Origin of the sequence: Bradyrhizobium oligotrophicum, assembly GCF_051168495.1 — a bacterium.
In the GTDB taxonomy this organism is placed as follows: Bacteria; Pseudomonadota; Alphaproteobacteria; order Rhizobiales; family Xanthobacteraceae; genus Bradyrhizobium; species Bradyrhizobium oligotrophicum_A.
Genome location: NZ_JBNPVB010000005.1, coordinates 211,836 through 236,723, shown reverse-complemented (window position 1 = coordinate 236,723; position 24,888 = coordinate 211,836). Strand labels below are relative to the sequence as shown.

Below are 24,888 nucleotides of genomic sequence, written 5' to 3'. Positions count from 1 at the left end.
GCGGGAGAGCATGCTGGCGGGAAGCGCCAGAGCGCAGCCGGCGGCGTGGTCGGTGACCGAGCAGCCCTGGGCCTGGGCGGCGGCAGCGCTGCTGCTGATCATGCCCGTGATCGCCAACGGCTTCTTCTTGATCGAGATCTTCGGCACCACCCTGATCCTCGGCACCATTGCGCTGAGCCTGATGTTCCTCGCCGGCTATGGCGGCACGGTCAGCCTGATGCAGCTGACCATCGCCGGCTTTGCCGGCTACATGGTCGCGGTGTTCGGCGTCAGCGGCAACGCCAATATCAGCCTGGGCTGGCCGTGGTGGCTGGCGACGCCGATGGCGCTGGTGCTCGCCGTGCTGTTCGGCACGCTCGGCGGCGCGCTCGCGGTGCGCACCGAGGGCATCTACACCATCATGATCACGCTCGCGATCGGCGCGGCATTCTATTATTTCACCAACCAGAACTGGGCGATCTTCAACGGCCATACCGGCATCAACACGATCGCAACGCCGCACTTTCTCGGCGTCGATTGGCGCATGGACATCGCGTTCTATTACCTGACACTGGCAGTGGCGGCGCTGTGCTATTTCGCCGTGCTGTATCTGTCGCGTGCGCCGTTCGGCCTCGCGTTGCAGGGCGTGCGCGACAATCCGCGGCGCATGGCGGCGCTCGGCTTCAACGTCAATGCCCATCGCATCGCAGCCTATGCCTTCGCCGCGTTGATCGCGGGGATGGGCGGCGTGCTGCAGGTCTGGAACTACCGGCAGATCTCGCCGGGTTCGGTCGCCGTCGAGCGTTGCATCGACATTCTGATCGTCGCCGTGGTCGGCGGCATCACTCGTCCGGTCGGGCCGTATATCGGAGCGTTCATCTTCGTCATCCTGCGTACCTTCGCGCTCGACTTCCTGGTCAAGGTCGGGCTCGACGGCAATCGCTTCCGGCTGCTGATCGGGCTCGGCTTCCTCGCCATCGTGTTCTGGTCGTCCGACGGCGTCATCGGCCTGTATGAGCGCTGGCGCAAGCGCGGCCGAGGTGCGGAGACGTCGTCGCGTCCGGGAGGGCACGGCCATGGATAGGGTCGCGGACCGGCTCTCGGCGCTCGGCTCGACCGCAGCTCTCGAATTGCGCGGTGTCACGCGCATGTTCGGCGCGCTGGCGGCGCTGACCGACATCACCATCACGGTGCGGCCGGGCGAGCGGCGCGCGGTGCTGGGCTCGAACGGCGCCGGCAAGACGACGCTGTTCAACTGCGTCACCGGCGACTTCCTGCCGACGTCGGGCACGATCCGCTTCTTCGGCGAGGACATCACCGCGTTTCCGCCGCACGAGCGCATCCGCCGCGGGCTGCGCCGGACCTACCAGATCTCGGCGCTGTTCCTCGGCCTGACCGTGCGCGACAATGTCTATCTGGCCTGCCGCGGTGTCTCGCGGGCGCGCTTCTCGATGCTGCGTCCTGGTGTCAACGATGCGCTGATGCAGGCGACCGAACGCCTGATCGAAGCCGTGCATCTGACATCCGTGCGCGATCAACTGGTGTCGGAGCTCGCCCACGGCCAGCAGCGCCAGCTGGAGATCGCGCTGGCGCTGGCCGGTGCGCCGCGCTTTATCCTGTTCGACGAGCCGGCCGCCGGTCTGTCGCCGACCGAGCGGCGCGAGCTGGTGGAGATCCTCACGGCGCTGCCGCCGCATATCGGCTACATCATCATCGAGCACGACATGGACGTGGCGCTGCGCGTCGTCGAGAGCGTGACGATGATGCACAACGGCCGCATCTTCAAGGAGGGCGCGCCGCAGGAGATCGAGTCCGATCCGGAGGTGCAGGAACTGTATCTCGGAGGCGGCCATGAATGATGTCCGTCGGGCTGCGCCCGCGCTCGAGGTTCGCGGTCTCGACGTCTATTACGGCCATTCGCATGCGCTGCAGGGTGTCGACCTTCGGCTCGACTCTGGCGTGTTCTCGCTGGTCGGCCGCAACGGCATGGGCAAGACGACGCTGTGCAAGGCCATCATGGGCCTGCTGCGGCCGACGGGCGGAAAGGTGCGGCTGCGTGGCGAGGATATCACCGGGCTCAATCCGGCGCGGATCGCGCGGCTCGGCGTCGGCTACGTGCCGCAGGGGCGGCGTTTGTGGCGCTCGCTCAGTGTCGATGAGCATCTTCGGCTCGCCGCCGGCCTGCGCCGCGGCGCCTGGACCGTCGAACGCGTCTACGAGACGTTTCCGCGGCTCGCCGAGCGCCGCAACAATGGTGGCGGCCAATTGTCCGGCGGCGAGCAGCAGATGCTGGCGATCTCGCGCGCGCTGCTGACCAACCCGCAGCTCCTCATCATGGACGAGCCGACCGAGGGGCTGGCGCCGGTCATCGTCGCGCAGGTCGAGGAGATGCTGATCCGGCTCGGCCAGGACGGCGACATGGCGGTGCTGGTGATCGAGCAGAACATCGGTGTCGCCACGGCGATCTCTCCCCGCGTCGCGATCATGGTCAATGGCCGGATCAACCGCATCATCGACTCCGCGCGGCTCGCCGCCGACCGCGAATTGCAGCAGCGCCTGCTCGGCGTCGGCCAGCATGCCGGCGACGACACGGATCTCGGGACGGAGCAGGCCGGTCAAGAACCTGCCGCGCGGCCGGTTGCGCCGGCGACGCCGAAGACCGCACCGGTCAAGGTCTATGTTTCCAATCCAGCGCTGCCGACCCGCTGGTCGCAGCCGGTCCCGATCGCGCAGATCGAGGCCAAGGCGCGCACGCTTTCGACCAGCATCACCAGGCTCGACGAGACCGCACGCCAGAGCCGCGAGCGCGCACCGGCGATCGCATCAGGGCCGCCGGCAGTGATCGTCGTCGGCACGCTCGACACCAAGGGCGAGGAACTGCGCTTCATCCGCGACATCGTTGCAGGCCACGGGCTGCGCACACGGCTGGTCGATGTCTCCACCAGCGGCCGGCACACCAGCTGCGACGTCTCGGCCCAGGAGATCGCGCTCAATCATCCCCGCGGCGGCTCGGCCGTGTTCAGTGCTGATCGCGGCGCGTCCGTCACGGCGATGGCGGAGGCGTTTGCGCGTTGGCTGCGGCGTCAGGACAACGTGGCTGGCGTCATCTCGGCCGGCGGCTCGGGAGGGACGTCGCTCGTTGCGCCGGGCATGCGCGAGCTGTCCGTCGGCGTGCCCAAGCTGATCATCTCGTCGGTGGCGTCGGGGGAGGTCGGGGCCTATGTCGGACCGGCGGACATCACGATGATGTACTCGGTCACGGACGTCCAGGGGCTGAACTCGATTTCGCTGATGGTGCTGAGCAACGGCGCGCATGCGCTTGCCGGCATGGTGACGGCGCGGCAGCAACAAGCGCAGAGTGAGAAGCGTCCGGCGGGACCGCAGCGGCCTGCCATCGGTATCACGATGTTCGGCGTGACCACGCCGGCGGTGCAGAAGATCACGACCGAGCTGCGCGACGACACTGAGTGCCTCGTCTTCCACGCCACCGGCGTCGGTGGCCGCTCGATGGAGAAGCTGGTCGATTCCGGCCTGCTGGCCGGCGTCATCGACCTCACCACCACGGAGGTCTGCGATCTCCTGATGGGCGGCGTGTTTCCGGCCACCGACGACCGCTTCGGCGCCATCATCCGCACGCGCGTGCCCTATGTCGGCTCGGTCGGCGCACTCGACATGGTGAATTTCGGCGCGCCGGACACGCTTCCCGAGCGCTATCGCGGCCGCAAGTTTCAGGTCCACAACCCTCAGGTCACCTTGATGCGGACGACGGCGGCGGAGAATGCGCAGATGGGGCGCTGGATCGGCGAACGGCTCAATCGCATGGACGGGCCGGTCAGGTTCTTCCTGCCGGAGAAGGGTGTCTCGGCGCTCGATGCGCAGGGCCAGCCGTTCTTCGATCGCGACGCGGATGAGGCGCTGTTCCGCAGCCTCGAACAGACGGTGCGGCAGACATCGAACCGGCGTCTGATCCGCCTTCCGCATCACATCAACGACAATGAGTTCGCAGCAGCCATCGTCGGCGCCATCAGGCCCATGCTCGGGCGCCTGCCGGCGCGGCGCAGACAGGCGAGGTGAGGGGATGGCCAGATATGAGCGCGCGCCGCTGCTGAAGAAGTTTCGCGACATGGTGCGCCGGGGCGTGCCGATCATCGGTGGCGGCGCCGGCACCGGGCTGTCGGCGAAATGCGAAGAGGCCGGCGGTATCGATCTGATCGTGATCTACAACTCCGGCCGCTACCGCATGGCCGGCCGCGGCTCGCTGGCCGGCTTGATGCCCTATGGCGATGCCAATGCGATCGTGGTCGAGATGGCAGCCGAGGTGCTGCCGGTGGTGAAGAGCACGCCGGTGCTCGCGGGCGTCAACGGCACCGACCCGTTCCGCGACATGGACGTGTTTCTCGATCAGCTGAAGACGCTCGGCTTCGCCGGCGTACAGAATTTCCCGACCGTCGGCCTGATCGACGGCACCTTCCGCGCCAATCTCGAGGAGACGGGGATCTCCTATGCGCTGGAGATCGACATGATCGGGCGTGCGCACGACAAGGACCTGCTGACGACGCCCTACGTCTTCAACGAGGCGCAGGCGACAGGCATGGCGATCGCGGGCGCCGACATCATCGTCTGTCATCTCGGCCTGACCACCGGCGGCTCGATCGGCGCGCAGACCGCGCCGAAGCTGGAGGATTGTCCTGGCCTGATCGACAGCTGGGCCTCGGCTGCACTCAGCGTCAATCCCGAGATCCTGGTGCTGGCGCATGGCGGCCCGATTGCCGAGCCCGCCGATGCCGATTTCATCATGAAGCACACGAAGAACTGTCACGGCTTCTATGGCGCCTCCTCGATGGAGCGGCTGCCGGTGGAACGCGCGCTGACGGAGCAGGTGCGACATTTCAAGGCGATCAGCGCGCGGCCGCGCCGCGTCTGAGGCGACAACACGAGATCCGGCAGCAACGGCGCATGGCGCTACGTTCGTCGGACATGAGACTGAGGGAGGAATGAGATGTCCGGGGTTCTGGTTGGTGAGCTGATCCTTTGGCTGATCGTCGCGATCATCGTCATCGTGGTCGCCGTCTATATCGTCAACTGGCTGTATCATCGCTCCTCGAAGGAGGTGTCGTTCGTCCGCACCGGATTCATGGGCGAGCGCGTCGTGATCAACGGCGGCGCGTTCGTGCTGCCGTTCATCCACGATTATACGCCGGTCAACATGAACGTGCTGCCGATGGGTATCACGCGCGCGCGGCAGGACGCGGTGATCACGCGCGACCGTATGCGGGTCGACGTCGAGGCCGACTTCTACGTGCGCGTCCAACCGACCCGTGAGGCCGTGTCGATCGCGGCCGCAACGCTGGGCCGTCGCACCCTGGAGCCGGAAAAACTACACGCGTTGCTGTCCGGCAAGTTCATCTCCGCGGTGCGCGCGGTTGCGGCGGAGATGACCATGGAGCAGATGCACGAGCAGCGCGGCGACTATGTCGGCCGCGTCAAGGCGGCGGCGGCCGAGGCGCTGGCGCAGAACGGGCTCGAGCTCGAATCGGTCGCGATCACCGATCTGGACCAGACCGATCTCGAATTCTTCAACCCGTCGAACCGTTTCGACGCCGAAGGTCTGACCCGGCTGATGGAGGACATCGAGAGCCGGCGCAAGCTGCGCAACGACATCGAGCAGGACTCGATGATCAAGATCCGGACCCGCAATCTCGAAGCGGAGCGCGAGGCACTGGACATCGAGCGCGAGAGCGAAACCGCGAGGCTGGATCAGGAACGCGACATCGAGATGCGCCGCGCGCTGCAACGGACGGAGGTGGCGCGCGAGCGGGCGCTGCGCGAGACCGAGGCCGAGCAGGCGCAGATTTCCGCGCGAGAGGCGATCGAGAAGGCGCGCATCGCCAACGAGCTGACGATTGCCGAGGCGCGGATCGCGGCCGAGCGCGACACGCGGCAGCGCGAGATCGAGCGCACCCGGGCGGTCGAGGAGCGCGAGCTTCTGGCGCGCGAGGACATCGAGAAGGCGCGGATCGCCAACCAGCGTGCGATCGACGCCGCACGCATCGAGTCCGAACGCGAGGTGCGCCAGCGCGACATCGAGCGGACCAGGACCATCGAGGAAGCCGAGATTACGGCGCGCGAGGCGGTCGAGAAGGCCAGGATTCAGCAGGATCGCGCGATCTCCGATGCGCGCATCGCCAATGACGAGGAGACGCGGCGCCGCGAGATCGAGCGCACCCGCGCGATCGAGCAGGCCGAGATTGCGGCGCGCGAAGCGACCGAGAAGGCCCGGATTGCGCAGACCATGATCGTCAATCTGGAGCGCATCAGCTCCGACGAGCGCACGCGCGCCTCCGAGATCGCCCAGGTGCGCAGCATCCAGGAGGCCGAGATCGCGGCGCAGAAGGCGGTCGAAGCCGCCCGCATCGCGCGCGAGCAGACGCTGTCGGCTGAGCGCATCGCGGCCGAGCATGCGACGCGCAAGCTGGAGATCGAGCGCAATCAGGGCATCGAGATCGCCGGCATCGCCGCGCGCGAGGCCACGGAGGCGAGCCGCATCGCGCAGGAGGAGCGCGTCCGCGCGCTGGAGATCGCGCGCATCAGGACGATCGAGGAGGCCGACATCGCCTCGCGCGAGGCGATCGAAGCGGCCCGCATCGCGCAGGAGCAGGCCGTCGCCGAGAAGCGGATTCGCTCCGAGAAGGAGACGCGCAGCCTGGAGATCGCGCGCACGGAGGCCGTCGAGGCCGCCGACCTCAAACGGCGAGAGGCCGTCGAGCGGCGGCGCATCGAGGTCGATCTGGCGCTGGAGGCCGAGCGCATCGCCTCGTCGCGGACGCGCGAGGTGCTCAACATCGACCAGAAGAAGGCCGTCGAACTCGCCGACGAAGTCAGGGTGATCGAGCTCGCCGCCAAGCGTTCCGAGCGCATCGATGCCGACCGGCAGGTCAAGGAAGCCGAGATCCTGGCGCGCCGTCAGGTCGAGACGGCGGATGTGTCGCGCGAGCAGGCGCTGGAAGCGGCGAGGCTGGAACGCCGCCGCTCCATCGAGCAGCTCGAGGTCGGCCGCGTCCAGGCGCTTCAGGAAGCCGAGATCGCCGCCCGCGAGGAAGTCGAGCGTGCGCGCATCGCCTCCGATCGCGGCCTGGACGAGGCCCGCATCGGGCGCGAACGGGAGCTGCGCAAGCTCGAGGTCAACCGTGAGAAGGATGTCGAGACCGCGCTGATGGAGAAGGCCATCGCGCTGTATCAGAAGTCGTTGGAGGAATCCGCGGCCAAGGTGGCCGCCGAGGAGGCGCGCACGCGCGCCACCGAGGCGACGGAAAAGGTGGTCACGGCACGCGAAAGCGAGATCGCGCGCCGCCGCAAGACCATCGAGGTGCTGCTCGCCGAGAAGCAGGCGGAGGAAACCAAGATCGCCGCGGGCGCCGAGCGGGTCCGTGCCGCGGTCGAAGCCGAGGCGCAGAAGCTGCTCAACGAGGCGGAGAACGTCCTGACCGACCAGGCGCGCTACTCGCTGTTCCGGCGCAAGCTGCTCGACCGCATCGAGGGCATCGTGCGCGAGAGCGTCAAGCCGATGGAGAAGATCGAGGGCATCCGGATTCTCCAGGTCGACGGCCTGAACGGCAATGGCGGAGGCGGCAATGGCGGCCGCAGCGCGACCGACGAGGTGATCGACTCCGCGCTGCGCTACCGCGTCCAGGCGCCGCTCATCGATTCCCTCCTGTCCGACATCGGCGTCGAGGGCGGCAGCCTCGCCAAGATGCCCGGCCTGATCCGCGAAGCCCGGGACATGCAGGGGATCCGCAAGGACACCGCGGCCCGCAAGGACGCTGGTGGAGGCGGAGGTGACGCCAGCCCGCCCGAGCCGCCGGCCGATCGCGGCCCGCGCAAGAAAGGGTGAGGCGTCATGGCGAGGGTCTACGTCTCCACCGTAGTGAGTGCCCGCAACGATCGGGTGTGGGCGCGCGTGCGCGACTTCAACGGCCTGCCGAACTGGCATCCAGCGATCGCCGAAAGCCGCATCGAGGGCGGCGAGCCTGCCGACAAGATCGGCTGTGTCAGGGACTTCCGCTTACGCAACGGCGACCGTATTCGCGAGAAGCTGCTCGGCCTCTCCGACTACGACATGTTCTGCACCTATTCGATCCTGGAATCGCCGATGGGCGTGTCGAACTACGTCGCGACCCTCAGGCTGACACCGGTCACGGACGGCGACAGGACGTTCCTGGAGTGGACGGCCGAGTTCGACTGCGCGCCGGAGCGCGAGGCTGATCTTGTCGCGTCGATCGGCGGCGGCGTGTTCCAGGGCGGCTTCGATGCGCTCAAGCGCGCGTTCGGAGGCTGACGCCGTGCCGCATATCGTCAAGAGCACCATCATCGACGCGCCGACGGAGGCCGTGTGGGAGGTGCTGCGTGACTTCAACGGCCATGACCGCTGGCATCCCGCGGTCGCGACGTCGGCGATCGAACGCGCGCAGGCGTCCGACAAGATCGGCTGCGTCAGGCGCTTCCGGCTTCAGGACGGCTCCGAGCTGCGCGAGCAGTTGCTGGCGCTGTCCGATCTCGAACAGAGCTTCAGCTATTGCCTGCTCGATACGCCGGTTCAACTGTTCAATTATGTCGCCCATGTCCGGCTGCTGCCGGTCACCGACGGCGACCGCACCTTCTGGCACTGGGAGAGTCGGTTCACGACAAGGCCCGAGCTGGCCGAGGCGCTGACGCGCATGGTCGCGGAAGACATCTACCAGGCCGGCTTCGAGGCGATTCGATCGCATCTGAAGCAGGCGGCATGAGGACGAGGTGAATCGATGCCGATTACGGTGAAGACGTTTCAGGCGCTGAGCGAAGCAGCGTCCGCGCTGTCCTCGGACCGCGCCGCGCGCTATCTCGGCGGCGGCACGCTGGTCATGCGCGATCTCAACGAGGGCGACGTCTCGATTGCGACCGTTGTCCGTGTCACCGACCGTGCGCTGCAGAGCATTGACGCCGCGGGCGCGCGCATCCGCATCGGCGCCGGCGTCACCTTCGCCCGCGTGCTGGCCGAGCGTGAGTTGGCCTTCCTGCATCCGGCAGCGCGCTCGATCGGCGGCCCCGCGGTGCGCAACATGGGCACCGTCGGCGGCAACCTGTTCGCGCCGGCGCCGTTCGGCGACTTCACCGTGGCGCTGCTGGCACTCGACGGTATGGTTGCGCTGCAGGGCGGTTTCGGCGTCAGGGACATGCCGATCGAGGAGTTCCTGCAGTCGCGCGACCGCCAGGCCGGTGCGCTGGTGGTCGCGGTGTCCTGCGTCAGGCCGGCGTCATCCGATGCGTTTCGCTATCGCAAGATCGCGCGCATCAAGCCGAAGGGTGGATCGGTGATCACGCTCGCGGCGTATCTTCCACAGAGCGGCGGCCGCGTGACCGGTGCGCGGATCGCGCTGGGATCGATGGCGCCGACCGCTGTTCGCGCCAAGGCAGCGGAGCGCGCGCTCGAAGGCCGGCCGCTCGACGCCAGCGCGATCAGTGCCGCTGCTGCTGCGGCAGCCGAGGGAACGGCCCCCGCCGACACTTCGCTGGCGAGCGCGTGGTATCGCCGCGAGGTGGTCGGCGTGCATCTGCGGCGGCTGTTGTCGGGACAGGAGAGCTAGAGCATGGCCAAGACTCCTCTTCAGTTTCGTCACAATGGCCGCGATGTCGCGCTGTTCGTCGACGGCGGCACCAATCTCCTGGTGGTGCTGCGCGAGATGATCGGCGACGTCACGCCGAAATTCGGCTGCGGGCAGGGCGGCTGCGGCGCCTGCACCGTGCTGATCGATGGCGACGCGCATCTCGCCTGCCTCACGCTCGCCGAAGCCGTCGAGGGCCGCGCGGTCGAGACGCTCGACGGCATCAAGAGCGGACCCAATTTGCATCCGCTGCAGCGCGCCTTCGCCGAGGGTTTTGCCGCCCAATGCGGCTATTGCACGCCGGGCATGCTGATGGCCGCGAAGGCGCTGCTCGACCGGACGCCGCAGCCGAGCCGCGAGCAGGTGGTGGAAGCGATTTCGGGCAACATCTGCCGCTGCACGGGTTACGAGCCGATCATCAATGCGGTGCTGGCCGCGGCCGCGTCGTTGCGCGCGAGCGCCTGAGGAGACATCGTCATGCTGGAACTGCGCAAGGACATCTTCGCCGACGAGCGCGACGACAATCTCAACGAGGTCGGCAAGGGCACGCAGCGCCAGGACATGCTGGGCCATGTCACGGGCACCTCGACCTATTTCAACGACCATAAGTTGCAGGGCATGCAACATCTGAAGGTCGTCAGGTCCACCCAGCCGCACGCCCGGCTGCGCCGGATCGACACCAGCGAGGCCGAGCGCAGCGAAGGCGTGCTGCGGATCATCCGCGGCAGCGACGTGCCATGCAATCTCAATACGCTGTTGAGCCTGATCAATTTCGGCAAGGACGACGAGCCGACGCTCGCCGTCGACAAGGTCCGCTATCGCGGCGAGCCGGTCGTTGCCATCGTCGCCGACACGCCGCGCGCAGCGGCCGAGGCAGCCGCCAAGGTCCGCATCGACTACGAGACGCTGCCGGCGGTGTTCGACGTCGAGGAGGCGCTGAAGCCGGGCGCGCCGACCGTCAACGAGACCTATCCGAAGAACACGTTCACCTATCACGACCGCTACGATCACCAGAAGCTGCGCTTCGGCGATGTCGAGCGTGGCTTCGCCGGCGCCGATCATGTGCTGGAGCAGCGCTACCAGATGTCGCCGATCGAGCATGCGCCGGTCGAGACCAACGGCGCGATCGCCGCGCCCGACACCAATGGCCGCTACGTCGTCTACACCTCGACCCAGGCGCTGTTCTTTTCGCTCGACACCTGCGCCAAGATCCTCGACCTGCCGTCGAACACCTTCCACTTCATCGGCGGCACCGTGGGCGGCGGTTTTGGCGGCAAGGTCGACACCTTGACCGAGCCGCTCGCCATCCTGGCCGCGATCCTGACCGGACGGCCGGTGCGCTATGTTTTCGGGCGCGAGGAGGAGATGCAGTTCGGGCCGCCGCGCGGCGCCGAGCGCATCTATATCAAGGACGGCGTGATGCGCGACGGCCGCATCGTCGCGCGCCAGATCCGAGCCTATTTCGACTCCGGCGCCTATACCCGGCTGTCGAGCTACGCGGTCGTCAAATGTGCCGCACACCTGCCGGGTCCCTATACGATCCCGAACGTCTCTGGCGATGTCTATTGCGTCTACACCAATCGCACGCCGGCCACCGCGATGCGCGGCTTCGGCATCACCGGCATGGACTTCGCGCTCGAATGCCAGATGGACAAGCTCGCGCATCTCATCGGCATGGACCCCATGGAGTTCCGGATCCTGAATGCCTATCGCGACGGCGACATGAAGGCGCACCGGCGCGAGGCCAAGAACACCGCGCTGATCGAATGCGTGCAGGTTGCGGCCGAGAAGGCCAAATGGCCGATCCGCGAGGAGTTTCGCCGGATGTCCTCGCGTCGGGATGGCGGTGGCGCGCGGGCATCGGTGCCGTCGACGCCGCGCGAGCCACTACAGCCGCGTTCCGCGCCGGCGCAGCAGCGCACCAGCTACGATCGCGGGCTCTCGGCATCGCCACAGCCCGAACCGTCACCACCCCCGCCCACGAGCCCGGCGCCTTCGTCGGGGCACGGTGCGACGCGGTTCTCGTCGGTGTTCGGAACCAGGAGGCGCTGACATGACCAGGCACCGCGGCCGCGGCATGGCGGCCATCAATTATCCGATCGGCATGAATCTCGGCGGCGATCCGAGCCAGGCGCTGGTGCATTCCAATCCCAGCGGCAAGTTCACCGTGGCGCTATCGTCGATCGATCTCGGGCAGGGCATGAAGTCGGTGACGCGGCAGATCTGCGCCGAGACGCTCGGCGTGCCCGTCGAGGACGTCTATGTCGACACCGCAGATTCCGACACCGGGCCGCATTGCATGGGCTCGTTCGCCTCGCGCGGCACCCATCGCGTCGGCAATGCCGTGATGGCGGCGGCCAAGGAGGCGCGCGGCGTCATGATGGAGGCGGCAGCCGAGGAGCTGGAAGTCAACGCTGGGGATCTCGAGACCGACGGCCGCGGCAACATCCACGTCAAGGGCGCGCCGCATCGTTCGATCTCGGTCAAGGACGTCGCCATCGCCGCGCAGTTCCGCCAGGGCAAGACGATCTCCGGGCGGGGCATCTTCCTGGTGCCGCTGTCGGACGTTGATCCGGAGACCGGCGAGATGTCGCCGGCGACCTGCTACGCGCATGCCTGTCTCGTCGCGGAGGTCGAGGTCGATGACGAGACCGGCGAGGTCGGCGTCGTCAGGATGGACTCTGCCTATGAGCTCGGGCGCGCGCTCAATCCGCGGCTGGTCGAGCAGCAGCTGGTCGGCGGCGCCTGGATGGGCATGAGCCACGCGCTCTATGAGACGACCGAGCCGTATTATCCCGATCCGAAGCAGGGCCCGCGCGACTTCGTCGAATATCTGATGCCGGGTCCCGGCGACATCTGCCCGCACGACATCGCCGTGCTGGAGCGGCCGGCGCCGGATGGTCCGTTCGGTGGCAAGGGCCCCGGCGAGATGTGCGCCAATCCGGTGCTGCCGGCGATCGCGAACGCGATCTTCAATGCCGTCGGCGTGCGCATCGACGAGTTGCCGATCACGCCGGAGAAGGTGCTGCGCGCGATCAAGGCGCAGGGCGGCGCCCGGCCGCAGACGCGGCGGTGACGGCGCATGGTGGTCCGCAGCAACATCGTCGGCATCGACTCGCCGCAGGCGCTGGAGAAGGCGCTGCGTGCGGCCTACTACCTCGCCGATGACGGGCTCTCGACCGCAGCCTATCTGGCGCTCGCGCTAGGCAAGCCGTTGCTGCTGGAGGGCGCGCCCGGCGTTGGCAAGACCGAGGCGGCCAAGGCGATTGCCGCGGTGCTCGGCCGCAAGCTGATCCGGCTGCAATGCTATGAAGGCATCGACGCAGCCGCCGCGCTCTACGAGTGGAACTATCCGCGCCAGATGCTGGCGATCCGGCAGGCTGGTGAAGAGAGCATCGACATCTATGGCGAGAGTTTCCTGATCGAGCGGCCGATGCTGGCCTGCCTGCGCGCGCCAGACGCCACCGTGCTGCTGATCGACGAGATCGATCGCGCCGACCAGGAGTTCGAGGCCTTCCTGCTCGAATTCCTCTCCGATTTCCAGATCTCGATTCCTGAGCGCGGCACGGTGCGCGCCGCCGAGCGGCCGATCGTGGTGCTGACCTCGAACCGGACCCGCGAGCTGCATGAAGCGCTGCGCCGCCGCTGCGTCTATCATTGGATCGACTATCCCGACGCGGCGCGCGAGGCGCGGATCGTGATGATGCGCGCTTCCAGCGTGGCTGAGGGCACGGCACGGGCCGTGGTTCAGGCGGTGGCCAAGCTGCGGCGCGAGCCGCTGAGCAAGGCTCCGGGCATTGCCGAGGCGGTCGACTGGGCGGAGGCTGCGACGCTGCTGAACCAGACCGGCGCGCGCTGGCCCGATGCCTTAAAGCGTTCGATCGGCGTCGCGCTGAAGGACGAGGAGGATCTGTCCTTCATCGCGCCCCGGCTCGATGCGCTCCTGGCGGAGGCGATGACATGAGCGAACCGCGTCTGCCGCAGCCGGCCGAAATCTTCGTCACTTTCGCTGCATTGCTGCGCCGGAACGGTTTTGCCGTGGCGCCGGAGCAGACCACGTCATTTCTGGCCGCCATCGAACTGCTGGGGCCGCGCAGCCTCGACGACATCCGCCGCGCCGGCGCGGCAACGCTGGCGCCGCCGCCCGAGCGGCTCGCGACCTACAATCTGCTGTTCGATATCCATTTCGGCGTGACTGACGCAACGGCTCTCAGCGAGACCGACCAGCAGGACGACGTCGTCCGGCTGCAGGAGGAAGGCGACGGCGCCGTCGATCCCGACCTCGCCCAGGAGCAGAACGAGTCCGGTCTGGCGGCGACACGCGCCGAGGCGCTGGTCGCGCGCCGCCTCGCCGCCACGACCGGCGGCAATGCGCTGCAGCGTCTCGCCCGGCAGGCGCGCGCGAAGCTGCCGAAGCGGCGCGGCCACCGGCGCATGCGCGCGCGGCGCGGCAGCTTCGTCGACCTGCGCCGAACGATGCGCGAGAGCGTGCGGCGCGACGGCGAGGTGCTGTCGCTGCGGCGGCTGAGACGCCGGCCGCGGTTGCGCCGGCTGCTGCTGCTGATCGACGTCTCCGGATCGATGAAGGCGCGCACCGAGGACAACATGCGGCTGGCGCATGTGCTGGTGCAGGCGGTGCCTCAGGCCGAGGTTTTCACCCTGGGCACGCGGCTGACGCGCGTGACGCGACCGTTGCGGCTGAAGCGGCGTGAGCAGGCGCTGCTCGCCGCCTCGCATCTCGTCAGCGACTGGGACGGCGGCACCCGGATCGGCGAGGCGCTGCAGGCGTTCCTGGCCGTGCCGCGCTTCTCGACCTATGCGCGCGGCGCGGCGGTGCTGGTGATCTCGGACGGGCTGGAGCGCGGTGATCATCAGGCGCTCCGCGACGCCGTGCGAAAACTGTCGCTGCGCGCCTGGCGCCTGAGCTGGCTGACGCCGCTGGCGACCGGGCCGGGCTTCAAGCCGCAGACCGAGGCGTTGCAGGCGATCGCGCCGTTCGTGGATGACATCGTTGCCGGCGGCTCGGACGAGGCCATCGTCGCGCATGTGCTGTCGCTGGCGCAGAGGAGGGCGGCATGAACGGATATGTCGATGCGCATCATCACATCTGGCGGCAGGCGGATCTGCCCTGGCTGGTCGGGCCGATGCAGCCGCGGATTTTTGGCCCCTATGAGCCGATCCGCCGCGATTATCCCATTGCGGAATATCTCGACGACATCGCCGGCAATGGCGTCACGCAGTCGGTCTATGTCCAGACCAACTGGGCCAAGGACGGCTTCGAGGACGAGGCGGCCTGGGTGCAGCGGACTGCCGAGCAGCACGGCTTTCCGCACGCGATCGTGGCCTATGCTGACGTCGCCGTTGCCGATGCGCGCCCGCAGTTCGACCGGCTCGCGCGCTATCCGCTGGTGCGCGGCGTCCGCATGCAGCTGCACTGGCATGAGAACCCTCTGTATCGCTTTGCTGCGCAGCCCGATCTCTGCAGCGATCCCAATATCCGCGCCAATGTCGCCCGGCTCGCCGACTACGGCTGGTCGTTCGATCTGCAGGTGTTCGCCGGCCAGATGGCGGGCGCGGCGGCACTCGCCGAGAGCTGTCCGTCCGTGACCTTCATCCTGCAGCATGCCGGGATGCTGGAGGATCTGTCGCCCGCAGGGCGCGAGCAATGGCACAAGGGCATGCAGCGGCTCGCGGCCTGCGACAATGTCGTCAGCAAGCTCTCGGGCCTCGGCACCTTCATCCGTCGCAACGATCCCGCGCATGTCGCCGACGTCGTGCGCGAGACGATCGAGCTGTTTGGCCCTGAACGTTGCCTGTTCGGCTCGAACTTTCCGATCGAGAAGCTGTGGACTGATTACTGCGTGCTCGTCGCAGCCTATGAGGGCGCGATCGAGGGCCTCGATGCGCGCGCGCGTGCGCAGGTGATGGGAGAGACCGCGCGGCGGGTCTATCGGCTCGGATGATGCTGCGCGCAACGACAACAAAAGCAACAGGGAACGCTCATGGCGCTGGAAATCAAGGTTCTCGACTATGGTGATATCGAATTGGAATCGAGCTTCCTCGTGCTCGGCCGCGACTGCGGCCGCACCCGCCGGGTGCTGACGCTCGGCTTCCTGATCCTCGGCGGGCCGTACCCGGTCGTGGTCGACACCGGCTATCGCTCCAACCAGATCATGGAGACGCTGGGCATGCGCGGGCTGCAGTACCACGAGAACATGATCGAGAACCAGCTGGCGCGCCACGGCGTGCGCATGGGCGACGTCCGCTATGTGTGCCACACCCATCTGCACATCGATCATGCCGGCAAGGACGATCTGTTTCCGATGAACACCACGGTCGTGCTGAACCGCCGCGAGCTGGAATACTCGGTGTCGGGCCTGATGCATCCGCAATATCCGGCGCCCGACATCAAGCATTTGATCGACCGCCTGCACACCAAGAGCGCGCTGCGCTTCCTCGATCTCGAGCTGACCGGGCCGATCGAGCTGATGCCGGGCGTCTATTGCGATGCCGCCAACGCCCATACCGAGGGCTCCATGAACATCCATGTCCACACAGCCGACGGCATCGCCACCATCTGTGGCGACGTGATCTACGATTTCAACGACCAGATCGTGACGCCGTTCAACGAGATCCAGGACGCCGAGCCGCGCACGACCGGCAATCACGGCACGTCGAAGCGCGCCGAGAAGGCGGCGATCAAGAAGCTGCTGTCGAGCTCACGCTACCTGCTGCCGGTTCACGACCGCCCCGCCAAGATCGAGGGCGGCGTGGTGACGGGGCGGCTGCATGACCAGGTGCCGGGCCCGGTGGTGCAGTCGCTGCCGCAGCGGCACTGGTTTCCGGCGTGATCGGCCCGAGCAGCAGGAGCAGTCATGACCCACGTCACCTTGCGCCCTGAATTCGAGAGCCTGATCGACCCCTACGCACCTGTCGCGCAGGTTGCGACCGGCTTCGAGTTCACGGAGGGGCCGATCTGGCATCCGGTCGAGCAGTTCCTGCTGTTCTCCGACATGCCGGCCGATGTCCGCCGCCGCTGGGATGCGAAGCGCGGCGTGGTCGAGATGCGGCGGCCGTCGAACAAGTGCAACGGCATGACCTACGATGCCGAGCTCAATTTGATCGTCTGCGAGCATGCGACGTCGTCGCTGGTGCGCGAGCGTCCCGACGGCCGCAGGGAGATCCTGGCCTCGCATTTTGAGAACCAGGAGCTGAACAGTCCCAACGATGTCTGCGTCCATTCCAGCGGCGCGATCTATTTTTCTGATCCCTGGTATGGCCGCATGCCGGTCTATGGCGTCGAGCGGCCGCGCCAACTCGGCTTCCAGGGCGTCTACCGCGTGCCGCCGGGCGGCGGCGCACCGCGGTTGCTGGTCGACCGCCATCTGTTCGACCAGCCCAACGGGCTGTGCTTCTCGCCCGACGAGACGCTGCTCTATGTCAACGACACCGTGCAGGCGCTGATCCGCGTCTTCGACGTCGGCAGCGATGGCGCGCTGTCCAGCGGCCGCGTCTTCGCCAGCGGCATCCGTTCCGAGCTCGAGCCGGGCGTGCCCGACGGCATGAAATGCGATCAGCGCGGCAATATCTGGGTCACCGCACCCGGCGGCGTCTGGGTCTATGCCCCCACCGGCGAACTGCTCGGCAAGGTGCGCGTGCCGGAGCTGGTCGCGAATCTCTCCTGGGGCGGGCCTGAGTTTCGCACGCTCTATCTCACCGCCACCCATTCGGTCTATGCGATCGCGACCAAGCTCGGTCCGCGCCACGAGCCGTATATGAGCGCGCGAAGTCGCGGGGCGTCAACGGCAGACCCGGCGATGTCCAGCGCGATATCAGCGCCAGCGGCGCCGCAGCTGGCATCTGGCGACATGCAGCTCGATCCGCGCCGCTGTGCGATGATCATCCAGGACCTGCAGAACGACGTCATCATGGACGGTGGCGCCTTCTCCGACTCCGGCGCGCCTGGGCATGCCAAGCAGCAGCGCGTCGTCGACAACGTCCGCCGGCTCGCCGAGGTCGCGCGTGCGCGCGGCGTCGTCATCATCCACGTCTGGTTCGTCGTCGAGCCCGGCGCGCCCGGCGTGACCTTGAACGCGCCGCTGTTCGAAGGGTTGGTCGACAGCAAGGCCATGGTGCGCGGCAGCTGGGGAGCGGCGCCGGTCGCCGGGCTCGAGCCGCGCAGCGGCGACTTCGTGGTCGAGAAGATGCGGATGAGCGCCTGGGAAGGCACGCGGCTCGAGACCATCCTCAAGGCCACCGGGCGCGACGTCATCATCAACACCGGGGCATGGACCAACATGTCGGTCGAGCACACCGCGCGCACCGGTGCCGACAAGGGCTACTTCATGGTGGTGCCGGAGGATTGCTGCTCGACCATGAACGCCGACTGGCACCATGCGGCGATCAACTTCGCCCTGCAGAACGTCTCCGTCGTGACCAGGGCCGATGCCGTGATCAAGGCGCTGGGGTAGGGGATGCCCAAGCTGTTTCATCTCGTCGCCTCGCCGCGCGCGGACTCCGAGTCCAGCGCCGCTGCGAGCACCTTTCTCAACCGCTTCAGGCAGGTACGGCCGGGCTGGGAGATCGACGAGATGAATCTGTGGCGCGAGTCGCTGCCGGAGTTCGACGGCGAGATCCTGCAGGCGAAATACGCCCGCATGGGCGGCCGCGCCTTCACCGACGGCCAGCGCGCCGCGTTCGCGGCCGCCGAGCGCATGGCGGTGCGGCTCGATCTCGCCGAGCGCGTGATGATCTCGACGCCGATGTGGAATTTCGGCATCCCTTACAAGCTCAAGCATTGGCTCGACATCATCAACCAGCCGGGCCTCACCTTCCGCTTCGATCCTGTCATCGGCTATCTCCCATTGTTGAAGGACCGCCCGACACTGGTGATCCTGGCGAGCGGCGGTGATTTCACGACCGGCATGAGCCGCAGCCGGACCGATCTGGCGACGCCCTATCTGCGCGAGGCGCTGCGCTTCATGGGGCTCCGCGACGTCAGGTTCGTTGCGATCGGCCCGACCAGCGGACCGGCCGGGCACACGAGCGCGGCGCGGGACAGGGCGCACCGGCAGCTCGTGGAGATCGCCGCACGGTTCTGACGGGCCGGTGATCTCAGCGCACATGATGACACCCATGCAGGAGGGAGCCTTGCGCCGCGCCGCCGGCGCGGGGCATCGTGGCCCGGACTGATCGCCCGTCTAATGGACCTCCGGTCCTGCGCTAAGGAAATGATGATGCCGACCATCCTGTTCGAGAACGCCTCTCTGCTCGATCCGCTGCAGCCCGAATTGAGCGAGGGCATGCATGTGTTGGTCGAGGACAGCCTGATCAAGGAGGTCTCGGACAAGCCGCTGCCGACGAGCGTGGACCGGAGGATCGACCTGAAGGGCCGCACCTTGATGCCCGGCCTGATCGACCTGCATGTGCATGCCATCGCCGTCGAGCTCAATCTCGCGCAGCAGGTGCAGATGCCGAACGTGCTGGTGACGCTACGCTCGGCGATTCTGCTCCGCGGCATGCTGCGGCGGGGCTTCACCACGGTGCGTGACGCCGGCGGCGCCGGCTACGCGCTCAAGCAGGCGATCGACACCGGCCTCACCGATGGTCCGCGGCTGTTCGTGTCCGGCCGCGCGCTGAGCCAGACCGGCGGCCATGGCGACATGCGGGCGCGCACCGATTTTCTCTCCGACAACGCGCCATGCCCGTGCTGCGTCCGGGTCGGTGCGCTGGCGCGCGTGGCCGACGGCGTCGACGGCGTGCGCAAGGCGGTGCGCGAGGAGCTGCAGATGGGCGCCGACCAGATCAAGATCATGGCCTCCGGCGGCGTCGCCTCGCCGACCGATCCGGTCGGCGCGTTCGGCTATTCCGAGGACGAAGTCCGCGCCATCGTCGCCGAGGCGAGGGGACGCGGCACCTATGTGCTGGCGCATGCCTACACGGCGGAAGCGATTGCGCGCGCGGTGCGCTGCGGCGTGCGCACCATCGAGCATGGCAACCTCGTCGACCTGCCGACCGCGCGGCTGATGGCCGAGCACGGCGTCTACGTGGTGCCGACGCTGGTCACCTACGAAGCGCTGGCCAATGAGGGCGCGCAATACGGCCTGCCGCCGGAGAGCGTCGCCAAGATCGCCGACGTGCGCGACGCCGGCCTGCGCTCGCTCGCGATCTATCGCGAGGCCGGTGTCAAGATGGGGTTTGGCAGCGACCTGCTGGGCCCGTCGCAGCGGCTGCAGAGCGACGAGTTCCGGATTCGCGCCGAGATTCTTGGTCCACGCGAGGCGATTGCGAGCGCTACGCTTGTCGGTGCCGAAGTGCTCGGCATGGAAGGCAAGCTCGGGCGGATCGCGCCGGGTGCCTTCGCCGATGTCCTCGTCGTCGACGGCAATCCGCTGCATGACATTTCATGTCTGCTCGGCCAAGGCGATCGCATTCCCCTGGTGATGAAGGCCGGCAAGATCCACAGCGACAGGCTGGGTGCCTAATCGCGGGGATACGCGACTGCGGCCAGGCGTCGATCGGCCGCGACGGTCCATCACGCATGATGTCCGGAATTGCCGGACTTTTGTCATGTGATAGCGGCTCGGTCGCCTGTAGCCTGATCGCTTCACATCAGGGTGCAGACCGTCATGACGAAGATTCACGTGAACGGCCGCGACTACGAGGTCGCGGCCGAGGCCGATACGCCATTGCTCTGGGTGCTCAGGGATACGCTTGGGCTGACCGGCACCAAATATGGCTGCGGCATCGCGCAATGCGGCGCGTGCACGGTCATGATCGACGGCCAGGCGACGCGGTCGTGCCAGGTGCCGCTCGACAGCATCGGCGCGTCCGACATTCGCACCATCGATGCGATCGAGCAGGATGGCGTCGGCCGCAAGGTCGTGGAGGCCTGGGTGGCCGACCAGGTGCCGCAATGCGGCTATTGCCAGTCCGGGCAGGTGATGGCGGCGACCGCGCTGCTCAAGCAGAATCCGAAGCCGTCCGACGCCGACATCGCCGACGCCATGACCAATCTCTGCCGCTGCGGCACGTATAACCGCATTGCTGCCGCGATCCGTCGTGCGGCCCGGGCCTGAGGAGACCTCGTCATGAATGCCTTCCTCAAGACCGACTTGTCCGCCGCGCTGCCGCTGATTTCGGCGCAGGGCGTCACCAACCTGTCGCGCCGCCGCCTGCTCGGACTGGGTGTGGGCGCCTTCGTGCTCGGCACGCTGCTGCCGGCGTTGCGCGCGGAGGCGCAGAGTGCGGTGTCCGTGAAGCCCGGCACGCGCGTGCCGGCGTTCCTGGTCATCGGCAAGGACAACACGATCAAGCTGCTCAGCCCGTTCGTCGAAGGCGGGCAGGGGATCAATACTGGTCTCGCCCAGATCGTCGGCGAGGAGCTCGACGTAAACCCGAGCCGGTTCGAGGTGGAATGTGCGCCGCCCGGTCCCGACTACGCGATCATTAACGGTCTGCGGTTGACCGGCGGCAGCTTCTCGACCCGGTCGAGCTATGAGGTGATGCGCAAGCTCGGCGCCAGCGCCCGCGAGATGCTGATCCGTGCTGCGGCGGCCAAGCTGAACGTCAAGCCGGACACGCTGACGACCGAGGACGGTCAGGTGGTGCATGCCGCGTCGAACCGGCGCGTGTCATATGGCGAGGTCGCCGAGCAAGCGCTCGCTTTGGCACCCGCCGACAACGTGGCGCTGCGCGATCCCGCCACCTTCCGCTACATCCGCCAGCCGATGGCGCGGCTCGATGTCCGTGCCAAATCGACCGGCAAGGCGGTCTATGCGATCGACCAGAAGGTCGACGGCATGCTCTATGCCGCCATCCAGCATGCCCCGGTGCTCGGCACCGAGCCGGAGCGCATCGGCAACGAAGCGGCCGTGAAGGCGATGCCGGGCGTTGACGCCGTGCACAGGCTGCCGGGCGCCGTCGCGGTCACCGCCGATAGCTGGTATCGCGCGCGCAGGGCGGTCGAGGCGCTGGATGTCGCCTGGTCGAAGGCGCCGGCGAGCGGCTTCGACGCGGTCGCGGCGGACTACTCCTCGGCGGGCCTGCTCGCCGCGTTGAAGGCATCCGATGCGAGCGGCGTGTCTGCGGAGAAGGACGGCGATGTCGCTGCGGCCTTTGCCGGCGCTGCCACCATCGTCGAAGCCGAGTACGACGCGCCGTATCTTGCGCACGGCCAGCTCGAGCCGCCATCGTCGATGGCACGCTTCAATCCCGACGGCTCGCTCGAGCTGTGGGTACCCAACCAGATGCCGGAGTTGTTCCAGGGCATCGCCGCCAAGCTTGCCGGCATCGCGCCGGACAAGGTGATCCTGCATTCGCCGATGCTCGGGGGCTTCTTCGGCCGGCACTTCGCCTATGGCTCGTCCAATCCGTTCCAGCAGGCGATCCTGCTGGCGGAGGCGACGCAGCGTCCGGTCAAGGTGCTGTGGTCGCGCGAGGAGGAGTTCAAGATGGACGCGCTGCGCCCCTTGAGCTTCAGCCGTTTCAAGGCGGCGCTCGACAAGGATGGCAAGCCCACGGCGATCCAGGTGCGCACCGTCGGCGAGGGGCCGATGGGCCGCTGGTTCGGAGTCACCGCCGGCGGCAAGGTCGACAGCTCCGCCGTCGAGGGCATCGTCGAGAAGCCCTATGCGATCCCCAATCGCAGCATGGAGTATGCGAGGTTCGCGCACCCCGTGACGATCGCGTTCTGGCGCTCGGTCGGCCACTCCATGAACGACTATTTCTACGAAGGCTTCCTCGACGAGATCGCCGATGCCGGCAAGCAGGATCCGTATCAGCTGCGCCTCGCGTTGCTGAAGGACAGGCCGCGCCATCTGAAGCTGCTGGAGACGGTGGCGAACATGTCCGGCGGCTGGAAGCGTGGACCGTACGAGGTCGACGGCAGCAAGCGTGCGCGCGGCGTGGCGCTGGCCTCGCCGTTCGGCTCCGAGACTGCGACCATCGCCGAGGTCTCGCTGAAACAGGGTGAGGTGCAGGTCCACAATCTCTGGATCGCGTTCGATCCCGGCAGCATCGTCAATCCCGCGATCGTCAAGTCGCAGGTGGAATCGGCGGCGGCGCTCGGCCTGTCGGCGGCGTTGTTCGAGGAACTCGTCTACAAGGACGGCGTCCGGCAGTCGCATAATTTCGACGACTATCCGATCCTGTCGCGCAGCGCGATGCCGAAGGTCACGGTCGAGATCGTCGAGAGCGGCGCGCCGATGGGCGGCGTCGGCGAGCCGGGCCTGCCGGGAATCGCGCCGGCGGTGGTCAATGCCGTCGCTGCGCTGACGGGCCGGCACGTGCGCAGCCTGCCGCTGGCGAAAGCGAAGCTCGGCGTCTAATAGAATCTGTCAGAAGAGTCTGCATCCCGGCACAGCGTGCCGGGATGCCTTGTCATCAGCGCGTGAGAAATCTGTCCACTTCGGCGGCAAAGTCGTCGATCTCCTGAAACAGGAAGGCGTGCCCCGCGTCTGGATACAGCACGAGCTTGGCGTCCGGCGCCTGCTGCGACAGCACGTAGGAGCGATAGGCCGGCAGCATCACGTCGTGCGCGCCGTTGGCGACCAGCATCGGCAGGCGCAGCTCCTTCGCCCGATGCAGCACGCCGGGCCAGGACGAGATCGCCTTGACCTGGGCCATGAACGAGGCCGCCGTCACCTTCGGTCCGAGCTGCGGCTGCGCGGCGATGCGCGCCAGCGAGGCGCGTCCGGCGGCCACCGCCGTCTCCGTTTCCGGATAGAACAGAAACAGGAAGTCCTCCGGTCCGTTCTCCGACCTGGTCATCACCTGCGCGACACGCGGATGCGCCTGCGGTCCGTCCGCGATGGGGCCGGGGCTCGATCCGGCGACAATCAGCCGGCGCACCAGATGCGGCGCGTCGAGCGCGAGCTGCTGGCCGACCACGCCGCCGAGCGACCAGCCGAGCACGTCGATCTGGCCGAGACCGAGCAGACTGATCAGTTCGGCCGCGACGGCGGCGATGCCGCCGATGCTATCCGGCACCTCGCCCTCGGAGCGGCCGATGCCTGAGCTATCGAAGCGGATCACGCGGCGCTCGGCCGCGATCGCCTGGATGAAGGCGGGGTCCCAATCGTCCATGGTGCCGCGAAAGCGCTGCAACAGCAGCAGCGGCACGCCGGCGGCCGGGCCGTCCTCGCGCCAGGCGAGCTTGCCGCGTGAAGTGGCCAGCCAGCGGATAGTTGCATCGTCGCTCATGATCTCTCTCCTCGGTCCGTCAGATGATGAGAGAGCGTAGGAGAGGCGAGCGACGCCTCAAACGACACAGACGCGTCGATTCAGGACATGTCGGCTGCTGCTTCCTCAGGCTCTCCGTCGATCAGCCGCAGGCTGCGGCGCAGGCTCTGGGGCGGCTGGCCGAAGAAGCGCAGGAAGGCGCGGCGCATGCGGTCGCGATCGGCAAAGCCGGTGTCGCGCGCCACCACATCCATCGAATGGCGGCCATCCTCCAGCATCGCCTTGGCCGCCTCGAGCCGCAGGCGCTCGACGGCCTTGGCCGGCGATTGTCCGGTCTCCTCGCGGAAGATTCGGCTGAACTGGCGCGGGCTCAGGCTGGCGGCTTCCGCAAGCTCCTCGACGCTCAGCGGGTTGCGCAAATTTTCCTTGGCGTAAGTGAGCGCACGGCGCACGCGGTCGGAGCGCGGCTCGAGCTCCAGCAACGCCGAGAATTGCGACTGTCCGCCTGGGCGGCGGTGATAGACGACGAGGCGCCGCGCCACGGCGCGCGACAGCTCGGCGCCGTGATCGTCCTCGATCAGCGCGAGCGCGAGGTCGATCGCCGCGGTCATGCCGGCCGACGTCCAGATGTTGCCGTCGGACACGAAGATGCGGTCGTCGTCGACGCGGACAGTGGGGAAGCGCCGCTGCAGCTCGCTCGCATGCGCCCAATGGGTGGTCGCGCTGCGGCCGTCGAGCAGGCCGGCTTCGGCGAGCAGGAATGCGCCGGTGCAGACGCCGGCGACGCGGCGGGACTTCTCACCCGCCTGCGCGATATAGGCGCGCAGCGTGGGACTGGCCGGCCGCGGCAGCAATTCGCCGACGACCATGAGCGTGTCGGGAAAATCCCCCAAAGGCTGGGTGTCGACACGCACCCCCAAGGTCGAGCGGATCGGGCCGCCATGCTCGGACATGACGGTCACGCGATAGACCTGCTCGCCCTTCTGGATGTTGGCGAATTCGAATGCGGTCGAGGCCGCCACGCCCATGATCTGGAAGCCGTCCTCCATGATGAAGCCGATCTGGCGCACCGCGATACTCCTCATGTCTC

At 67.6% G+C, this 24,888-nt stretch carries 22 protein-coding genes; 20 read left to right on the top strand and 2 right to left on the bottom strand.

All coding sequences use genetic code 11. The annotated features are described in order from the left end of the window. The first annotated feature begins 10 nt into the window (after window positions 1–10). The 20 genes from ACQR1B_RS12770 to ACQR1B_RS12675 all read left to right on the top strand — a co-directional run bounded on the left by ACQR1B_RS12770 (window position 11) and on the right by ACQR1B_RS12675 (window position 22,945). The gene (locus tag ACQR1B_RS12770) at window positions 11–1,063 is read left to right on the top strand and encodes a branched-chain amino acid ABC transporter permease (protein ID WP_434831974.1); all 1,053 of its coding nucleotides are present in this window, start codon (window positions 11–13) and stop codon (window positions 1,061–1,063) included. Then, on the top strand, window positions 1,056–1,838 hold the full coding sequence (locus ACQR1B_RS12765) for an ABC transporter ATP-binding protein (RefSeq protein WP_434831759.1): 783 nt from the start codon (window positions 1,056–1,058) through the stop codon (window positions 1,836–1,838). The genes ACQR1B_RS12770 and ACQR1B_RS12765 overlap by 8 nt, the downstream gene beginning before the upstream one ends. Continuing rightward, the gene (locus ACQR1B_RS12760; protein ID WP_434831760.1) at window positions 1,831–4,053 is read left to right on the top strand and encodes an ABC transporter permease; all 2,223 of its coding nucleotides are present in this window, start codon (window positions 1,831–1,833) and stop codon (window positions 4,051–4,053) included. The genes ACQR1B_RS12765 and ACQR1B_RS12760 overlap by 8 nt, the downstream gene beginning before the upstream one ends. Window positions 4,054–4,057: 4 nt before the next feature. Further along, window positions 4,058–4,903, top strand: coding sequence for a phosphoenolpyruvate hydrolase family protein (locus ACQR1B_RS12755; RefSeq protein ID WP_434831761.1), 846 nt, complete (start codon window positions 4,058–4,060; stop codon window positions 4,901–4,903). 75 nt (window positions 4,904–4,978) lie between these two features. Beyond that, the gene (locus ACQR1B_RS12750; RefSeq protein ID WP_434831762.1) at window positions 4,979–7,870 is read left to right on the top strand and encodes a flotillin domain-containing protein; all 2,892 of its coding nucleotides are present in this window, start codon (window positions 4,979–4,981) and stop codon (window positions 7,868–7,870) included. Between the two features lie 6 nt (window positions 7,871–7,876). Next, window positions 7,877–8,314 (top strand): SRPBCC family protein, encoded by a 438-nt coding sequence (locus ACQR1B_RS12745; protein WP_172113371.1) that lies wholly within the window; start codon window positions 7,877–7,879, stop codon window positions 8,312–8,314. A gap of 4 nt (window positions 8,315–8,318) precedes the next feature. After that, entirely contained in the window at window positions 8,319–8,762 is a 444-nt protein-coding gene (locus tag ACQR1B_RS12740; protein WP_434831763.1) for an SRPBCC family protein, read from the top strand. Between the two features lie 15 nt (window positions 8,763–8,777). Then, the gene (locus tag ACQR1B_RS12735; protein WP_434831764.1) at window positions 8,778–9,599 is read left to right on the top strand and encodes an FAD binding domain-containing protein; all 822 of its coding nucleotides are present in this window, start codon (window positions 8,778–8,780) and stop codon (window positions 9,597–9,599) included. A gap of 3 nt (window positions 9,600–9,602) precedes the next feature. Further along, window positions 9,603–10,082, top strand: a complete 480-nt coding sequence (locus tag ACQR1B_RS12730; protein ID WP_434831765.1) for a (2Fe-2S)-binding protein — start codon at window positions 9,603–9,605, stop codon at window positions 10,080–10,082. A gap of 12 nt (window positions 10,083–10,094) precedes the next feature. Then, the gene (locus ACQR1B_RS12725; RefSeq protein ID WP_434831766.1) at window positions 10,095–11,669 is read left to right on the top strand and encodes a xanthine dehydrogenase family protein molybdopterin-binding subunit; all 1,575 of its coding nucleotides are present in this window, start codon (window positions 10,095–10,097) and stop codon (window positions 11,667–11,669) included. A 1-nt stretch (window position 11,670) separates the two neighbouring features. Further along, window positions 11,671–12,693, top strand: coding sequence for a xanthine dehydrogenase family protein molybdopterin-binding subunit (locus ACQR1B_RS12720; RefSeq protein WP_434831767.1), 1,023 nt, complete (start codon window positions 11,671–11,673; stop codon window positions 12,691–12,693). Between the two features lie 6 nt (window positions 12,694–12,699). After that, window positions 12,700–13,581, top strand: coding sequence for an AAA family ATPase (locus tag ACQR1B_RS12715; RefSeq protein WP_434831768.1), 882 nt, complete (start codon window positions 12,700–12,702; stop codon window positions 13,579–13,581). Beyond that, window positions 13,578–14,696 carry a VWA domain-containing protein gene (locus ACQR1B_RS12710; protein WP_434831769.1) on the top strand — a complete coding sequence of 373 codons (1,119 nt, stop codon included), beginning with the start codon at window positions 13,578–13,580 and terminating at the stop codon, window positions 14,694–14,696. Before ACQR1B_RS12715 ends, ACQR1B_RS12710 begins: the two co-directional genes overlap by 4 nt. Next, window positions 14,693–15,580: an amidohydrolase family protein gene (locus tag ACQR1B_RS12705; protein WP_434831770.1), complete on the top strand. Its 888-nt coding sequence runs from the start codon at window positions 14,693–14,695 to the stop codon at window positions 15,578–15,580. Before ACQR1B_RS12710 ends, ACQR1B_RS12705 begins: the two co-directional genes overlap by 4 nt. Window positions 15,581–15,619: 39 nt before the next feature. After that, window positions 15,620–16,468 carry an MBL fold metallo-hydrolase gene (locus tag ACQR1B_RS12700; RefSeq protein WP_284421344.1) on the top strand — a complete coding sequence of 283 codons (849 nt, stop codon included), beginning with the start codon at window positions 15,620–15,622 and terminating at the stop codon, window positions 16,466–16,468. A 24-nt stretch (window positions 16,469–16,492) separates the two neighbouring features. After that, on the top strand, window positions 16,493–18,088 hold the full coding sequence (locus tag ACQR1B_RS12695; RefSeq protein ID WP_434831771.1) for an isochorismatase family protein: 1,596 nt from the start codon (window positions 16,493–16,495) through the stop codon (window positions 18,086–18,088). Between the two features lie 3 nt (window positions 18,089–18,091). Beyond that, window positions 18,092–18,718: an FMN-dependent NADH-azoreductase gene (locus tag ACQR1B_RS12690; RefSeq protein WP_434831772.1), complete on the top strand. Its 627-nt coding sequence runs from the start codon at window positions 18,092–18,094 to the stop codon at window positions 18,716–18,718. 135 nt (window positions 18,719–18,853) lie between these two features. Beyond that, entirely contained in the window at window positions 18,854–20,101 is a 1,248-nt protein-coding gene (locus ACQR1B_RS12685; protein WP_434831773.1) for an amidohydrolase family protein, read from the top strand. 144 nt (window positions 20,102–20,245) lie between these two features. Further along, window positions 20,246–20,695 (top strand): (2Fe-2S)-binding protein, encoded by a 450-nt coding sequence (locus tag ACQR1B_RS12680; protein WP_434831774.1) that lies wholly within the window; start codon window positions 20,246–20,248, stop codon window positions 20,693–20,695. A 12-nt stretch (window positions 20,696–20,707) separates the two neighbouring features. After that, window positions 20,708–22,945, top strand: a complete 2,238-nt coding sequence (locus ACQR1B_RS12675) for a molybdopterin cofactor-binding domain-containing protein (protein WP_434831775.1) — start codon at window positions 20,708–20,710, stop codon at window positions 22,943–22,945. A gap of 55 nt (window positions 22,946–23,000) precedes the next feature. On the opposite strand, the gene ACQR1B_RS12670 is transcribed toward ACQR1B_RS12675, so the two are convergent. Further along, on the bottom strand, window positions 23,001–23,819 hold the full coding sequence (locus ACQR1B_RS12670; RefSeq protein ID WP_434831776.1) for an alpha/beta fold hydrolase: 819 nt from the start codon (window positions 23,817–23,819) through the stop codon (window positions 23,001–23,003). Window positions 23,820–23,899: 80 nt separating this feature from the next. Next, window positions 23,900–24,868 carry a GlxA family transcriptional regulator gene (locus ACQR1B_RS12665; protein WP_434831975.1) on the bottom strand — a complete coding sequence of 323 codons (969 nt, stop codon included), beginning with the start codon at window positions 24,866–24,868 and terminating at the stop codon, window positions 23,900–23,902. Between the last annotated feature and the right edge of the window lie 20 nt (window positions 24,869–24,888).

What these genes read in the sequence shown, in the direction of transcription:
- ACQR1B_RS12770 (WP_434831974.1), top strand. Translation starts at nt 11, where the DNA reads ATGCTGGCGGGAAGCGCCAGAGCGCAGCCGGCGGCGTGGTCGGTGACC.
- ACQR1B_RS12765 (WP_434831759.1), top strand. Translation starts at nt 1,056, where the DNA reads ATGGATAGGGTCGCGGACCGGCTCTCGGCGCTCGGCTCGACCGCAGCT.
- ACQR1B_RS12760 (WP_434831760.1), top strand. Translation starts at nt 1,831, where the DNA reads ATGAATGATGTCCGTCGGGCTGCGCCCGCGCTCGAGGTTCGCGGTCTC.
- ACQR1B_RS12755 (WP_434831761.1), top strand. Translation starts at nt 4,058, where the DNA reads ATGGCCAGATATGAGCGCGCGCCGCTGCTGAAGAAGTTTCGCGACATG.
- ACQR1B_RS12750 (WP_434831762.1), top strand. Translation starts at nt 4,979, where the DNA reads ATGTCCGGGGTTCTGGTTGGTGAGCTGATCCTTTGGCTGATCGTCGCG.
- ACQR1B_RS12745 (WP_172113371.1), top strand. Translation starts at nt 7,877, where the DNA reads ATGGCGAGGGTCTACGTCTCCACCGTAGTGAGTGCCCGCAACGATCGG.
- ACQR1B_RS12735 (WP_434831764.1), top strand. Translation starts at nt 8,778, where the DNA reads ATGCCGATTACGGTGAAGACGTTTCAGGCGCTGAGCGAAGCAGCGTCC.
- ACQR1B_RS12730 (WP_434831765.1), top strand. Translation starts at nt 9,603, where the DNA reads ATGGCCAAGACTCCTCTTCAGTTTCGTCACAATGGCCGCGATGTCGCG.
- ACQR1B_RS12725 (WP_434831766.1), top strand. Translation starts at nt 10,095, where the DNA reads ATGCTGGAACTGCGCAAGGACATCTTCGCCGACGAGCGCGACGACAAT.
- ACQR1B_RS12720 (WP_434831767.1), top strand. Translation starts at nt 11,671, where the DNA reads ATGACCAGGCACCGCGGCCGCGGCATGGCGGCCATCAATTATCCGATC.
- ACQR1B_RS12715 (WP_434831768.1), top strand. Translation starts at nt 12,700, where the DNA reads ATGGTGGTCCGCAGCAACATCGTCGGCATCGACTCGCCGCAGGCGCTG.
- ACQR1B_RS12710 (WP_434831769.1), top strand. Translation starts at nt 13,578, where the DNA reads ATGAGCGAACCGCGTCTGCCGCAGCCGGCCGAAATCTTCGTCACTTTC.
- ACQR1B_RS12705 (WP_434831770.1), top strand. Translation starts at nt 14,693, where the DNA reads ATGAACGGATATGTCGATGCGCATCATCACATCTGGCGGCAGGCGGAT.
- ACQR1B_RS12700 (WP_284421344.1), top strand. Translation starts at nt 15,620, where the DNA reads ATGGCGCTGGAAATCAAGGTTCTCGACTATGGTGATATCGAATTGGAA.
- ACQR1B_RS12695 (WP_434831771.1), top strand. Translation starts at nt 16,493, where the DNA reads ATGACCCACGTCACCTTGCGCCCTGAATTCGAGAGCCTGATCGACCCC.
- ACQR1B_RS12690 (WP_434831772.1), top strand. Translation starts at nt 18,092, where the DNA reads ATGCCCAAGCTGTTTCATCTCGTCGCCTCGCCGCGCGCGGACTCCGAG.
- ACQR1B_RS12685 (WP_434831773.1), top strand. Translation starts at nt 18,854, where the DNA reads ATGCCGACCATCCTGTTCGAGAACGCCTCTCTGCTCGATCCGCTGCAG.
- ACQR1B_RS12680 (WP_434831774.1), top strand. Translation starts at nt 20,246, where the DNA reads ATGACGAAGATTCACGTGAACGGCCGCGACTACGAGGTCGCGGCCGAG.
- ACQR1B_RS12675 (WP_434831775.1), top strand. Translation starts at nt 20,708, where the DNA reads ATGAATGCCTTCCTCAAGACCGACTTGTCCGCCGCGCTGCCGCTGATT.
- ACQR1B_RS12670 (WP_434831776.1), bottom strand. Translation starts at nt 23,819, where the DNA reads ATGAGCGACGATGCAACTATCCGCTGGCTGGCCACTTCACGCGGCAAG.